The organism is Brachybacterium sp. AOP29-B2-41, from assembly GCF_052378395.1.
Lineage (GTDB): Bacteria > Actinomycetota > Actinomycetes > Actinomycetales > Dermabacteraceae > Brachybacterium.
In genome coordinates this window covers 58,378-71,410 of sequence record NZ_JBQSXR010000015.1, presented here as the reverse complement: position 1 = coordinate 71,410, position 13,033 = coordinate 58,378, and the positions used below count along the sequence as shown (strand labels likewise).

At 69.1% G+C, this 13,033-nt stretch carries 12 protein-coding genes; 4 read left to right on the top strand and 8 right to left on the bottom strand.

The features are described from left to right. Nucleotides 1-72: 72 nt before the first annotated feature. On the top strand, nt 73-1,632 hold the full coding sequence (locus tag ACT3T9_RS14265; protein ID WP_444606850.1) for a hypothetical protein: 1,560 nt from the start codon (nt 73-75) through the stop codon (nt 1,630-1,632). Between the two features lie 77 nt (nt 1,633-1,709). Further along, nucleotides 1,710-2,243, top strand: coding sequence for an AAA family ATPase (locus ACT3T9_RS14260; protein ID WP_444606849.1), 534 nt, complete (start codon nt 1,710-1,712; stop codon nt 2,241-2,243). A 10-nt stretch (nt 2,244-2,253) separates the two neighbouring features. Here ACT3T9_RS14260 and ACT3T9_RS14255 read toward each other — a convergent pair whose 3' ends face one another. After that, nucleotides 2,254-2,745 carry a hypothetical protein gene (locus tag ACT3T9_RS14255; RefSeq protein ID WP_441445949.1) on the bottom strand — a complete coding sequence of 164 codons (492 nt, stop codon included), beginning with the start codon at nt 2,743-2,745 and terminating at the stop codon, nt 2,254-2,256. A 439-nt stretch (nt 2,746-3,184) separates the two neighbouring features. Here ACT3T9_RS14255 and ACT3T9_RS14250 point away from each other — a divergent pair, with 439 nt between their 5' ends. Then, nucleotides 3,185-4,768: a DUF222 domain-containing protein gene (locus ACT3T9_RS14250; RefSeq protein WP_444606848.1), complete on the top strand. Its 1,584-nt coding sequence runs from the start codon at nt 3,185-3,187 to the stop codon at nt 4,766-4,768. Nucleotides 4,769-4,810: 42 nt separating this feature from the next. On the opposite strand, the gene ACT3T9_RS14245 is transcribed toward ACT3T9_RS14250, so the two are convergent. Then, nucleotides 4,811-5,683, bottom strand: a complete 873-nt coding sequence (locus ACT3T9_RS14245) for a phytanoyl-CoA dioxygenase family protein (protein WP_444606847.1) — start codon at nt 5,681-5,683, stop codon at nt 4,811-4,813. Nucleotides 5,684-5,738: 55 nt separating this feature from the next. On the opposite strand from ACT3T9_RS14245, the gene ACT3T9_RS14240 reads away from it, so the two are divergent. Then, nucleotides 5,739-6,596 (top strand): helix-turn-helix domain-containing protein, encoded by an 858-nt coding sequence (locus ACT3T9_RS14240; protein WP_444606846.1) that lies wholly within the window; start codon nt 5,739-5,741, stop codon nt 6,594-6,596. A 39-nt stretch (nt 6,597-6,635) separates the two neighbouring features. Here the strand turns inward: ACT3T9_RS14240 and ACT3T9_RS14235 are convergent, their stop codons facing one another. The 6 genes from ACT3T9_RS14235 to ACT3T9_RS14210 all read right to left on the bottom strand — a co-directional run bounded on the left by ACT3T9_RS14235 (nt 6,636) and on the right by ACT3T9_RS14210 (nt 13,004). Then, on the bottom strand, nt 6,636-7,145 hold the full coding sequence (locus tag ACT3T9_RS14235) for a hypothetical protein (RefSeq protein WP_444606845.1): 510 nt from the start codon (nt 7,143-7,145) through the stop codon (nt 6,636-6,638). An 88-nt stretch (nt 7,146-7,233) separates the two neighbouring features. Beyond that, nucleotides 7,234-8,919, bottom strand: coding sequence for a ribonuclease J (locus ACT3T9_RS14230; RefSeq protein WP_444606844.1), 1,686 nt, complete (start codon nt 8,917-8,919; stop codon nt 7,234-7,236). 330 nt (nt 8,920-9,249) lie between these two features. Beyond that, nucleotides 9,250-10,203: a dienelactone hydrolase family protein gene (locus ACT3T9_RS14225; protein ID WP_444606843.1), complete on the bottom strand. Its 954-nt coding sequence runs from the start codon at nt 10,201-10,203 to the stop codon at nt 9,250-9,252. A 38-nt stretch (nt 10,204-10,241) separates the two neighbouring features. Further along, on the bottom strand, nt 10,242-11,210 hold the full coding sequence (locus ACT3T9_RS14220) for a carbohydrate ABC transporter permease (RefSeq protein ID WP_444599486.1): 969 nt from the start codon (nt 11,208-11,210) through the stop codon (nt 10,242-10,244). Next, a complete protein-coding gene (locus ACT3T9_RS14215; protein WP_444606842.1) occupies nt 11,207-11,725 on the bottom strand; it encodes a hypothetical protein in 519 nt (172 codons plus the stop codon). Before ACT3T9_RS14215 ends, ACT3T9_RS14220 begins: the two co-directional genes overlap by 4 nt. Beyond that, nucleotides 11,718-13,004, bottom strand: coding sequence for a glycoside hydrolase family 28 protein (locus tag ACT3T9_RS14210; RefSeq protein ID WP_444606841.1), 1,287 nt, complete (start codon nt 13,002-13,004; stop codon nt 11,718-11,720). Before ACT3T9_RS14210 ends, ACT3T9_RS14215 begins: the two co-directional genes overlap by 8 nt. Nucleotides 13,005-13,033 lie beyond the last annotated feature (29 nt).

Sequence of the window (13,033 nt, the reverse complement as noted above, 5' to 3'; positions counted from 1 at the left end):
CCATGGCGCCGGCTGCGGATCCCGGCGAGGGATGGACCGCGAGCCTGCTGCCGGCGGAAGGTGCGTGATGCTGTGAAGACACGAGGACAGGGACGAGCAGAGCTGCGCGGTCGAGCGGTGCTGCGCGGTCGGGCGGTGCTGAGCCGTCGAGGGTTCGCGGGGGTCGTCGGACTCACGGCGCTCGCGATGACCGGGACCCTCGGCGCCTGCACCGACGAGGAGGACGGGCAGCTCCGCATCGACGTCGTCGACGCCGCCCCCGCCTCGACCGTGCTGCCCGGCGAGGATCTCGTCCAGACCGCGCTCGCCCTCAGCTCCGCCCTGTTCGCGGCAGCCAATGCGGTCGTGGTCGCGACCCCGCAGACTCTCGCAGCACTCGCTCCCGTGAGCGCCTCCACCGGCATGCCGCTGCTGGTCGGCACCGGCCAGGGCGTCAGGGAGGAGATCTCTCGGCTCGGGGCCGTCGCCGTGGTGACCGCGAGCGGCACGGACCTCAGCGCGCTCGATGACGGGTTGGAGATCGTCGAGGACGATCCCGCGGCGCAGGATGACCCGGATCTGCCCGAGCTCAGCAGGTCCGGGCCGAGCGTCGCGGTGACCCTGCTCGTGGACCCCGAGGCAGCACTTCCCACCCAGGTCCTCGCATCGGCCGTCATCCAAGCCGTCGGCGGCAGCCTCGCCGAGATCCCCGGCGGGGTGCTCGGCCGCAGCAGCGAGACGATCGCGGCGGTCGCGGAGGCGGCGGGCGAGGATCCGGCCACCGGCGTGCTCGCACTCGGGGCGAGCTTCGGCGCGGCCGACGACTGGCCCGCCGCCCTCGAACGGACGCTCCGCACCCCGCAGCTGCCGGGCGGCGGCCACACCGCTTTCCCAGACCGGCGGATGATCGCCGCCTACGGCTCCCCCGGCGTCCCCTCGCTCGGAATCCTCGGCGAGCAGGAGATGCCGGAGGCGATCACGCGGATCCAGGAACTCGCCGCGGAATACGCGGGCCTCACCGGGGAGCCGGTGATCCCGGCCTTCGAGATCATCACCACCATGGCCTCCTCGGAGCCGGGCGGGGATGGCGACTACTCCACCGAGCGAGATCCCGAGCTGCTGCGCGAATGGGTCGAGGCAGCCGGCGAGGCCGGGGTCTATGTGGTGCTGGACCTGCAGCCCGGCACGACGGACTTCCTCACCCAGGCGCGTCTCTACGAGGACTTGCTGACCGCACCTCACGTGGGCCTGGCGCTGGATGCGGAATGGCGGCTCGAAGCCGGACAGAAGCACCTCGCACAGATCGGATCGGTCTCCGCGGCCGAGGTCAACGAGGTCGCCGAGTGGCTGGCCGCCCTCACTGCCGAGCACAGCCTCCCGCAGAAGCTCCTGATCCTCCACCAGTTCAGCCTGTCCATGATCAGCGACCGGCAGGACATCGACACCTCCCACCCGGAGCTGGCGATCACCCTGCACGCCGACGGCCATGGGGCGCCCGGGGACAAGCTCGAGACCTGGCGGGCCCTGCAACGGGATCTGCCGGAGGGGATCTTCATGGCGTGGAAGAACTTCTACGACGAGGACTCCCCCATGTTCACTCCGGAGCAGACCTACGAGGTCGAGCCCCGGCCCTGGTTCGTCTCGTACCAGTGAGCGTGTACCGGTGAGCGGCACGCGGCGCCATAGGGTGAAGGGTGCGATAGGGCGCGTCCGGGCCCGAGAATAGAAGCATGCAGCGTTCCAGGATCCTCATCATGGGAGCCAGCGGCTCCGGGACGACGACGCTCGCGCGCGCCCTGGCCGATCGCTGGGCTGTGCCCCATGCCGATGCGGATGACTACTTCTGGCTCCCGTCCAGCCCGCCCTACACCCGGAAGCGGCCCGCAGCAGATCGGATTGCTCTCATGGAGGCCCTCTTCGTGCCGCGTGAGGCGTGGGTGCTGTCCGGCTCGCTGCTCGGCTGGGGGGAGAGCGTCGTGGCACAGTGCGATGCCGTCGTGTTCCTGACTCTTGATCCGGAGGAGCGCCTGCGCAGGCTCGAGACCCGCGAAGCAGTCCGGCGAGCGGGACAGAGCTTCGATCCCGCTGCCTGGGAGGAGTTCCGGAACTGGGCTCGCAGCTACGACGATCCGTCCTTCACCGGGCGCAGCCGGGGAGGCCATGAAGCGTGGCTCGAGTCCCTGGAGAAGCCGCTGCTGCGTCTGGACAGCGCCCTGCCCGGAACTCGGCTCGTCGACGCGGTGCTCACCTGGGACCAGTGCTGACCTCTCCTGCTCAGCCGGCCCGCAGGTGCGCGAGGAGCAGACCGATCGGGATGCTCACCACGGTCAGCACGAGCACCGCCCGATAGGTCCACGACGCCCAGACCGGGCCCTTCGCGCCGCGGCCGACGGCACGGATCATCAGCACTATCGTCACCACGAGCAGCAGCCCGCCGACATCGACGATCCACGGCGACGAGAGCATCGTCCCGACGATCACCGCGAGGCACCCCAGGTTCCAGGTCAGCAGCTCAGCCCGGAGCATGCCGGGCGAGGGACGCCGCGCCGCGAGGGCGTGCTGGGACACGCCGAGACCTGCCTGCAACACACCGCCGACGAGCACCTGGAAGGCCGCAGCCCAGGAACCGTGCTCGAGCGCGAGCGGGCCCGTCACCGCGGCGACCAGCCCTCCCGTGATCACCCAGACGCCGGCGATCACACGAAAGGGCAAATCCTCCCGAAGGGGTGTCCCCTTCGCGGGCCCGGAGTCGACATGGTCGGTCATGTCGACCATTCTCTCGCGTCTGCGAGGGGCGGCTGGGGCGGGCTGGGGGCAAGCTGTCGAGGCCCGCCGGATCGCTACCGGCCGGATCACTACCGGCCTGGCTCCTCCATCCGGATCGCTGTCGGCCTGGGCCCTCCATCCAGATCACTACCGACCTGGGCCCCCCGGCCTGCCCCCTCCCCCAGCTGTGCCGCCACGCGGCCCTCACCGTTCCTCCCCACAGCAGGGTTATCCACATTTCCTCCCGCCATACGACAGCATTTCCGAATGTCATCTCTCCTCCACACTGCCGGGTTATCCACAAAATCCACAATTGCGCCTCCGGCCCTAGCGGGAAGGCGTCCCTTGGCGTAAAATATTGAGAAGAGAAGGAAAGTTGAACGCGATGCTTGATGCACAGCTTCCGAACGTGCAAGAACGACCGAGAAAGGGGCGGGGAATGTCTTCCACCATGGAAACACGGCCGCCCCGAGGCTCCGCCGCCTCCGGCAAGAAGGCAGCTGGCCAGTCCTTGCAGGAAGCCTCCGAACCCGCCCGAGAGACGGAGCCCCCGCGCACGCCGGTCCGCGCCCGTAAGCCGCTGGATCCGGAGGGCTTCGCCGCGCACGCCTGGTGCGAGCCAGGGTCTCTCGAGGTCCATGCGGCGCAGGAACTCTTCGCCACGCATCATGAGGAAGCCCGCGGCTACGCAGAGCGACTGCGCAAGCTTGCGACGCTCTGGGACGACACGGATGGCGCGGATGACGACGGAGACACCTACGCGATCCTCGTCGCCGATGCGCGTCGAGTCACCCTGGACCAGGCTCGGTCGCTGCTCCGGGATGCCTGCACCGCCGTCACCTCCCTCCCGCGCACCCTCGCACGCCTCGAAGCCGGACACCTCCCTGTCGCCTGGTTCGAGCAGCTGCTGCGCCGCGTGCGTCGTCTCACCTCCGACCAGTGTTGGCAGGTCGATGAGCGGGTGGCGGACTGGGATCTCGAGAACATCAGCTGCGATCGGTTCTCTCGGGAGCTCGGGAAGCTGATCGCCTGGTTCGGCACGACTGCCGTGCGGTCCACGCCTGCCGAGCAGCGCGACGTCGCCCTCGAGGTGAATCCGGAGCATGACGGCACCGCCCGCCTCGGGATCACCGGGCCTGTCCACGAGATCATCGCCCTCTCCCACCGCCTCGACGCCGCCGCGCGTGCTGTCCAGAACGACCAGCGCCATGCCCTCGAGGAAGGTCGCCCCGTCCCCTTCGACATCGATGGCGACGCCGCCCGCGACGGCCACCATCTGACCCTCGCGGCCCTGCGCTATGCGATCCTCACCCGCACCATGCTCGACACCGGGGGCATCGAAGTCCCGGGGAGTCGACTTCGGCTCAACGTCGTCGTCCCCGCAATGACGCTGCTCGGCGAATCAGAGGCCCCCGGAACGATCGACGGAACGATCCCGCTGCCCGCGTCGATGGCCCGCCACCTCGCGGCTGGCGAAAGCACCTGGTACCGAATTCTCACCGAACCCGCCAAAGGCGCCTTCCTCCCACTGCATCCCACACGATATTCGCCCACGCCTTCGATGCAAGAGCATCTGCGCCTCCTCGATCCCGTATGCGCCGTCCCCGGATGCACCAGAAATGTCTGCACCGTGGGAGAAGCGGATCATATCGAAGAGTACGATCACGAGAATCCCGAGAATGGCGGCCAGACGGAGATCGACAATCTTCATCGATTGTGCTGGAAGCACCATGAGATGAAGACTCGCGGCCTCATCGATCCGGTGCGAGAACCGGATGGGAGCACCACCTGGGTCATCGCCGGGCAGGCCCGCATCCGAGCGAGACAGAACTACGACCTGCTCACGCCGGTACTCGCCAAAGCCCTCCAGCACTCCTGGAATGTCTACGAGGAGATGCTCGCCTGGGAGGCAGCGCGCGGCCTCGGGCTCCTCCAGGACACCGACCCGGCACCGCTGCCCGGCACGCCTCCGGACACCGAATCCAAGCCCGAACCCGAGCCCGAGCCCGAGCCACCCTTCTGACCCGGACTTCGGCTCCACCTGTGCCCGTGCCCGTGCCCGGGATCAATGGTTGCGCGCCACCCAACCCTCGCCGCACTCCCCGCCGTACTCGGAGGCGTCGATCCGCACCTCATCACCCGCAGCGTCGAGCAGCGGCTGGTAGGCGGCGGCCACCTCCCGACTGCCCTCGGGGATGTAGTGGAAGATCAGCGAACGACGGAAACGGTCGGTGCTCGTGTTGGGCTTCGATCCGTGCACCAGGCTGCCGTGGAAGATGAGCATGTCGCCGGCCTTCATCTCCGTCTGCTCGACCCGAAGGTGCGCGGGGATGCTCACCGTGATGGTGGTGAACGATTCTGCGGCGTCGGCCTCCTCGGGACATTCGATCTCGTAGCGGTGGGTTCCGGGCACCACGCCGAGCGCCCCGTTCTCGGCATCGCAATCATCGACCGCGATCCAGGCCGCGATGCAGGTCTCCGGGTGGGACTGCAGGAAGTAGTTGTCCTGATGCATGGCCTGACCGCGAGCACCGGCGGGTTTGAAGTAGAACATCGACTGCGCCGCCCATACCGGGCCCACCGCCTCGATCACCCGCCCCATCACCCGCTCCTCGAGCAGCCAGCGCCGGGCGAGCTGCCCCGGGTGATGATCAGCCCGATGCGGCTGGATCATCCGCGGATAGGCACGCAGCGGGTCCCCCTCGGGGATCTCTCCGAAGGACCCGCCGCTGCCATCGGTCTCGATGTGGGTGGTGAAGCTGTCGCGCAGCTCGCCGATCTCCTCCGCAGTGAGCACGCCGCGCAGGTGCACCGCGCCGTTGCGGTCGTAGGCGTCAGCCAGCCGGCGCGGATCCAGGCCCTCTGCATCGAGAACCTGGAGTCCGGTGGGCTCTGCAGGGGTCGAGCGGGCGATGGGGGCTTCCGAAGTGGTCGTCATGATGCCAGTCTGAGTCCACGCACTGCTGCGGACCAGGTGATCGAAGGGCGAAGACATGGACGATCCTGCTGCGCCATCTCGGGCATCGGCTCCGCGCGGGCCTGCCCTCGAGCTGCCGCCGCCCCAGTTCGGACGCGTGCTGGCCGGGGAGCTCACCCAGGACACCGGCTATCACGTGCGGCGCTCCCGGGGGACCGTGGACTGGCTGCTGCTGCACACCGTGGGTGGCGGCGGCCTGGTGCTCGCGGCCGACGGCACCCGGGTCGCGACCTCGCCCGGCGACGGGGTGCTGCTGCGCCCAGGCACCGTCCACGACTACGGGACCGATCTGGTCGCCGGCCACTGGGACATGCTGTTCTGCCATGTGCACCCGCCGGCGACCTGGCTGGCGCTGCTGGACTGGCCCGACGCCGCTCCGGGGATCGGCCGCATCCGGCTGGGCACGGAGGTGGACCATCGCGTGCGCGAGCAGCTGCGCGGGGCGGCACGCGCTGCGCGCCTCGCCGTCGGCCGCCCGGAGCTGTTCGCGCTGAACGGGATCGAAGCGGCGCTGCTCTGGTATGACACCCAGAACCCTCGCCGGCGCCAGCTCGACGAGCGCGTGCTGCGGGTCCTCGAACACATCGACGCCCATCTTGCCGAGCAGCTCGACGTGGCGCGCCTCGCGGACGTCGCCCACCTCTCCCCGTCACGTCTGGCCCACCTGTTCTCCGCCCAGGTGGGCACGCCCCTCACCCGCTATGTCGAGGCGCAGCGAATGGAGCTTGCTGCCCGTCTGCTGGAGCTGACCGATGATCCCGTCACCACCGTGGCCCGCCGGGTCGGGTTCCGCGACGCGCTGTACTTCTCGCGCCGGTTCCGGGCCCAGCACGGCATGAGCCCGTCGGCCCACCGGACGCACCGGCGCGGCTGAGCACGGGCCGGAGCGTGCGCCCCTCGTGTCACGCGCCGCTCAGCGCTCTTCGGCCGCACGGAGCGCGATCACGCTCTCCGGCGGCCAGACGTAGTCGTCGTCGCAGCGGAAACCGCGCAGCCACGCCACTCCGTCGACCACCCGCAGATAGAAGCCCTTCGGGAACTCCACGTCCTCGCTCAGCGGAGCAGAGACCACATGCAGCGCTCCGGTCGGGATGCGCCCCGCGGAGAGCACGGAATCCTGCGCCTGGGATTGCGAGGTCATCGCGAGCCGCAGATACGGGCCCGTCTCGGGCGGGCAGAGCCGGAGGTCGTGCCGCAGCGCCGCAGCGATGACCGCTGGCAGAGTGCCACCCTCCGGGAGGCCGAGATCCGCCACGCGGCGCTGGATGACCGTCACGCTCTCCGGTGCACGCTCATCGAAGCAGGGGTGTACGAGCAGGGCCTCAGCATGCGCATTGAGCTGGACCGCCGACGCCTCCAGCCGCCCCCGCAGCTCCTCACGGGAGAGGCCGCCGACCAGGAGCTGCAGTGCTGGATCCGTCATCCGCCCAGTATCGCCGAAGGCCCCTCCGACTGCCGCCGCGAGGCGGGCCGGAGGGGCCTTGGGAAGAAGTCTGACGACCAGGCGTCGCTCAGGCGTCGACCACCACGGCCATGACGGCGGGCTCGCGGCGGTAGGTGCGGCGCAGGTAGCCGCTGACGGTGTCGACGATGATGTTCTCGATCGCGCCGATGTCCTCGATCTTGTCCTGCTTGGCGCGGGCCAGCGCCTTGTTGACCTGGGTCGACGCACCGTCGAAGGTGCGCTTGTCATGCACGAAGCCCTTGGTCATGAACTCGACCGGCTCGACCGGCTGGTACGTGTCGGGATCGATCAGGGCCACCACGGTCACGACGCCGCCGCCGCTGAGCAGGCGACGCTCGGCGAGGGTGTCCTCGGTGGCGGCGCCGATGGTCTGCCCGTCGACGTAGACCAGGCCGGCCTCGACCTTGCCGGAGATCTTCGCGTGGCCGTCGATCAGGTCGACGGTGTAGCCGTCCTGCGCGATGACGATGTGGTCCTCCGGCACGCCGGTGCGACGGGCCAGCTCGGCGTTGGCGTGCAGGTGCTTGGACTCGCCATGCACCGGCATCACGTTCTTCGGACGCACGATGTTGTAGCAGTACACGAGCTCGCCCGCGCTCGCGTGGCCGGAGACGTGGACCTTCGCGTTGCCCTTGTGGACGATGTTCGCGCCGAGATCGGTGAGCTTGTTGATGATCCCGTAGATCGCGTTCTCGTTGCCCGGGATCAGCGAGCTCGCCATCAGCACGGTGTCGCCCTCGCCGACCTGGATCTGGTGGTCGCCGTTGGCCATGCGGGCCAGCGCCGCCAGCGGCTCGCCCTGCGAACCGGTGCAGATCAGCGTGACCTTGTGATCGGGCATCGACTGGATCTTGCGGAAGTCGACGACCAGTCCCTTGGGGATGGTGAGGTAGCCGAGATCGCGGGCGATCCCCATGTTGCGCACCATGGAGCGGCCGACGAAGGCGACCTTGCGGCCATTCGCGTGGGCGGCGTTGAGCACCTGCTGGATGCGGTGCACGTGGCTGGCGAAGCTCGAGACGATGATCCGCCGCGGCGAGGTGGTGAACACCTGGTCGATGGCCGGGTTGAGATCCCGCTCGGACATCGTGAAGCCGGGGACCTCGGCGTTGGTGGAGTCGGTGAGGAAGAGATCCACACCCTCCTCGCCCAGACGCGCGAAGGCACGCAGGTCGGTGATGCGGTTGTCCAGCGGGAACTGGTCCATCTTGAAGTCACCGGTGTGCAGCACGCTGCCCGCCTTGGTGCGGATCATGACGGCCAGCGCATCCGGGATCGAGTGGTTGACCGCGACGAACTCGAGGTCGAACGAGCCAGCCTTCCGGTGCTCCCCCGCCTCGACCTGGATGGTCTTGGGGGTGATGCGATGCTCCTTGAGCTTCGCGGTGATGAACGCCAGGGTCAGCTCGGAGCCGATCAGGGGGATGTCGCCCCGCTCCTTGAGCAGGTACGGCACGCCGCCGATGTGGTCCTCGTGACCGTGGGTCAGGACGATGGCCTCGATGTCGTCGAGCCGGTCGCGGATCGAGGTGAAGTCCGGCAGGATCACGTCGATGCCGGGCTGGTGCTCCTCGGGGAAGAGCACGCCGCAGTCGACGATCAGGAGCTTGCCGGCGTACTCGAACACCGTCATGTTGCGGCCGACCTCGCCGAGGCCGCCGAGCGCGGTGATGCGCAGCCCGTTCCGGGGCAGGCGCGGGGGAGCAGTGAGCTTACGGCGGGGGGTGGGCATGGGGAGGTGTCTCCATCGTCGAAGGGTCAGGGTCTCAAGTCATTGATGGCGCGCGCGTCACAGAGGTCGCAGCAACGTCCACCCCTTAAACGTACGTCAGGAACGCCTCATTTCCGCATCCATGCCGGATTGACCACGTTCAGAATCTCGAATCCGCACGGGTTACCCGTCGGTATCCCCTCTGAGGTGTCGCTGCAGCCCTCGCGATGCGACACCTCAGAGGGGATGCTTGCGTAGGAGGGGACGATCGCGACATGCCGTGGGGTGGCGCGCCGACGCCGCGCCCTGCGTGCGGGGTTCAGAGGGTGCGGGGTTCAGACGGTGCGGGGTTCAGACGGCGAGCGCCTGCACCAGTGCGTCGAGGGAGCGCTCCGCACGGAAGGCGTGACCGCCGTCGGTGACCACGAGCTCGGGAGGGACAGCGCCGTGCGCCTCCCATGCCGGGGCGAGAAGCGCGAAAGACTCCCTCGTCGCCGCGATCGGGAAGATGTGGTCCCGCTCCCCCGCCTCCAGGATCAGCGGACGCGGGGCGACGAGGGCGGCGATGTCCGCCATCTCGAGCTCGGGCAGGAGGCCCGGGATGATGTTGCAGGGGCAGTGCCGGATCGAGCAGAGGCTCGCCTCGAAGCTGCAGAAATACGTAGCGACCAGGGATGCAGCGATCGACGGGTCCGCTGCGGCGAGCAGGAGCGAGACTGCCCCGCCCCCGGATCCGCCGGCGACGCCCACCCGGCCGGGATCCACCCCGGGCAGCTGCCGCAGAGCCTGCACGGCGGCGAGTGCGTCGGCCACCCGCTGGCCCATCACCGGACGGCCGTGCAGAAGCAGGCGCGCGGCATCGATGCCGCAGGAGTTCTCGGCCGGCTCGTAGGGCTCGGCGCCCTCGGCGCGGGGGAAGCGCCGCCGACCGAAGCTGATCATCTCCGGGCACAGCACCGTGAGTCCGGCCCGCACCAGCTTGTGCGCGAGGCCCTCGTGGTACTCGTCAGCCGGGTCGGTGCGCACCAGGTCATCGATGCCGCGGCCGTGCCCCGCGATCAGCACCACCCCGGCACCGTTGGCGAGCTCCGGGGCGGGGCGCAGGAGGAAGGCCGGGATCGAGACACCCTCGGCGGTGCGCACGTGCACCTCTTCGGGGGCTCCGGTCGACGGGGTCGACGGGAGGGAATCGAGGCGCGCTGTCTCGCCGGCCTCGTCGGCCTCGGGGTCGGGGCTCTGCAGTCGGGACGATCCAGGCAGGCCGAGCAGCGTGCGCAGGTGCTCCCGCTGTTGCTCAGCAGCCATCGCCTCGGCCCCGCTTACTCCGGCTCTCCCCACCGCGCTCAGCCCTTGACCGAACCGATCAGGGCGCCCTTGACGAAGAAGCGCTGGATGAAGGGGTAGACCAGGAGCATCGGCAGAGTCGCCACGGCGATGACGGCCATCTTCACCGACTGGGCCGGCGGCACCACGTCGACCGCCGTGGAATCCGCGTTCACGCCGCTGGAGACGATGACGATCTGGCGCAGCAGCACCTGGATCGGCCACTTCGAGGAGTCGTTGATGTAGAGCACGGCGTGCATGTACGTGTTCCAGTAGGTCACGCCGTAGAACAGGCCGATGGTCGCGATCGAGGCGACCGACAGCGGCAGCACGATCCGCAGGAACACCCCCAGCTCGGAGCAGCCGTCGATGCGGGCGGACTCCTCAAGGCTCTCCGGGATGCCGGAGAAGAAGTTCCGCATGATCACGAAGTTGAAGGCGTTGATCAGCACCGGCAGCACCAGCGACCACAGCGAATCCAGCAGTCCCAGCTTGGTGACCACGATGAAGGTGGGGATCATGCCGCCGCTGAACAGCATCGTGAACACGACCATGAAGTTGATCGCGCGCCGCCCCAGCAGGTACGGCTTGGCGAGCGCATAGGCCATCAGGGAGGTCACCACCAAGCTCAGGAAGGTGCCGCCCACGGTCACGATCGTCGAGACCCCGATCGCCCGGAAGATGGTGGGGGTGGAGAGGATGTAGCGGTACGCGTCGAGGGTGAACTCGCGCGGGATCAGCAGGAAGTTGCTGGTGGCGAGTTCACCGGGGGTCGCGAAGGAGCTGCCGATGACGTGCACGAAGGGGATCGCGCAGATCAGCGCGAAGCCCGTCAGGATCGTCACGTTGACCACCCGGAACACCTGCTCGCCGCGCGTCAACGGTCGCAGCTTCGGGGCGTCGTCCCGGCGGCGGCGACGGCGGGGCGGGGGGTCGGTGGCCAGGACGGCCTGGACGGGCGAGGTGGTGGCGGACTGCGTGGTGGTCATGAGGGGCTCCCATCCGTGACCGGTCGAAGGGCGAAGAAGCCGGCGGCGACGAAGAAGATGAAGGCAAGAGGGAACAGGATCAGCTGGCTGCCCAGCAGGCAGGCGAGGCCGGCGGCGAGGATCCACCAGCCGGCAGTGCGCCGCCAGGGGCGCCGACGGGCCACGAACCAGCCGATCGCCGACAGCAGCAGCACCGCGATCAGGGTGATGGAGAACCACGCCGCGAGGGTGCGGGCCAGCTCATGAGCCTCTGCGACGCCGAGACCGGAATCAGCCTCGGCCCCGACCAGCGCCGGCATCACGACCTGCTCGAAGGTGGCCATATCGATCTGGTTCATCACCAGGGCGAAGCCGCCCAGGGCCACGAAGGACAGGGCCATCCCGATCCCGACCAGCCAGAGCTCGGCGGTGCGGGATACCCGCGGGGCGGCCTCCTCGGCAGTGCGGGAGGTGCGGGAAGTGTGGGAGGTGCGCGTTGTGCGGGAGGGTCTGCCAGTGCGGCGCGGCTCAGCCATGGTGGACATCGTTCCCCCTGACGTCGAGCTCGAGGTCGGTGCATGAGGTGGTGTGGACTGCGGGACCGTCGGCCCCCCGCACCCGCACCCGGCTGAGCTCGCCGCCCGAGACGAAGCCGAGCTCGATCCCGGAACGGACTCGCTCGGGGACGTCCAGCGCCATCTCCGGGGCGGCGGCACGCGGATCGGCAGCGAAGCTGATGCTCACGTCATGCATGCTGAAGTCCTCCAGCGGGGCCTCCGGCAACCCGAAGATGTGCCCGGCGGAAGCGTGCACGTTGGTGGCGGTGAGATGGGCCAGGTGCAGGGAGCGCAGCTGCGGGGTGCCGGCGTCGAGCGGGCGCGCCTCGCGATCGCCGACGTGCGGGTCCTTGCCGTCGGGCCCGCAGAAGTAGAAGGGATTGATGGTGATCGGGCACAGCACGTCGTCCATCACGATGTTGGTCACGCGCAGGTTCTCGACCACTCCCCCGCGGTCTCGGCGGGTCTTCAGGCGGATGCCGCGGTCGGTGCCCTGGAAGATGCAGTTGCTGATCACGACGTTGCGCACGCCGCCGCTCATCTCGCTGCCGATCACCACTCCGCCGTGACCGCGGACCATGGTGCAGCCGGTGACGGTGACGTTCTCGGTGGCGACCCGGTGCGGGGTGCGCTCGGTGCCGGCTTTGATGGCGATGCAGTCATCGCCCACGTCGATGTGGCAGTCGCTGATGCGCACGTTGCGGCAGGACTCCGGGTTGATGCCGTCCGTGTTCGGGGAGTCCGCAGGGTTGCGGATGCTGATCCCGGAGATGGTGACGTCCTCGCAGAGCGCGGGGTGCACCGTCCAGGCCGGGGAGTTGCGCAGGGCGACGTCCTTGATCGTGACCCGCTCACACTCATGCAGTCCGATCAGGGTGGGTCGGGGATGGGCGAGCTCCTCGCGGCGGTCGCGGAAGGTGTCCCACCAGGCCTCCCCCGCCCCGTCGATGGTGCCCAGGCCCGTGATCGCGATGTCCTTCTCGCCGTGGGCGTAGAGGCAGGGCGAGTGCACGATCCCCACGGCGCCCTCCCACCGCGCATCGACCGCGGGATACAGCGCCGGATCCGGCACGAACTGCAGGACCGCACCCGCCTCGAGGTGCAGATCGATGCCGCTGCGCAGGCGCAGCGCACCGGTGCGGTGGACTCCCGCGGGAACGCGGACCTGACCGCCGCCGACGGCCGCGGCCTCATCGATCGCACGCTGCAGCCAGGTGGTCGCCGGAGCGATGTCGGCGGTGTCCTGGGGGGACGACATGAGAGTCACGGCGGGCCCTTTCATGGGTG

Bases quoted from the DNA above. Each gene is read 5' to 3' on its own strand.
- ACT3T9_RS14260 (WP_444606849.1), top strand. From the start codon at position 1,710: ATGCAGCGTTCCAGGATCCTCATCATGGGAGCCAGCGGCTCCGGGACG.
- ACT3T9_RS14255 (WP_441445949.1), bottom strand. From the start codon at position 2,745: ATGACCGACCATGTCGACTCCGGGCCCGCGAAGGGGACACCCCTTCGG.
- ACT3T9_RS14250 (WP_444606848.1), top strand. From the start codon at position 3,185: ATGTCTTCCACCATGGAAACACGGCCGCCCCGAGGCTCCGCCGCCTCC.
- ACT3T9_RS14245 (WP_444606847.1), bottom strand. From the start codon at position 5,683: ATGACGACCACTTCGGAAGCCCCCATCGCCCGCTCGACCCCTGCAGAG.
- ACT3T9_RS14240 (WP_444606846.1), top strand. From the start codon at position 5,739: ATGGACGATCCTGCTGCGCCATCTCGGGCATCGGCTCCGCGCGGGCCT.
- ACT3T9_RS14235 (WP_444606845.1), bottom strand. From the start codon at position 7,145: ATGACGGATCCAGCACTGCAGCTCCTGGTCGGCGGCCTCTCCCGTGAG.
- ACT3T9_RS14230 (WP_444606844.1), bottom strand. From the start codon at position 8,919: ATGCCCACCCCCCGCCGTAAGCTCACTGCTCCCCCGCGCCTGCCCCGG.
- ACT3T9_RS14225 (WP_444606843.1), bottom strand. From the start codon at position 10,203: ATGGCTGCTGAGCAACAGCGGGAGCACCTGCGCACGCTGCTCGGCCTG.
- ACT3T9_RS14220 (WP_444599486.1), bottom strand. From the start codon at position 11,210: ATGACCACCACGCAGTCCGCCACCACCTCGCCCGTCCAGGCCGTCCTG.
- ACT3T9_RS14215 (WP_444606842.1), bottom strand. From the start codon at position 11,725: ATGGCTGAGCCGCGCCGCACTGGCAGACCCTCCCGCACAACGCGCACC.
- ACT3T9_RS14210 (WP_444606841.1), bottom strand. From the start codon at position 13,004: ATGTCGTCCCCCCAGGACACCGCCGACATCGCTCCGGCGACCACCTGG.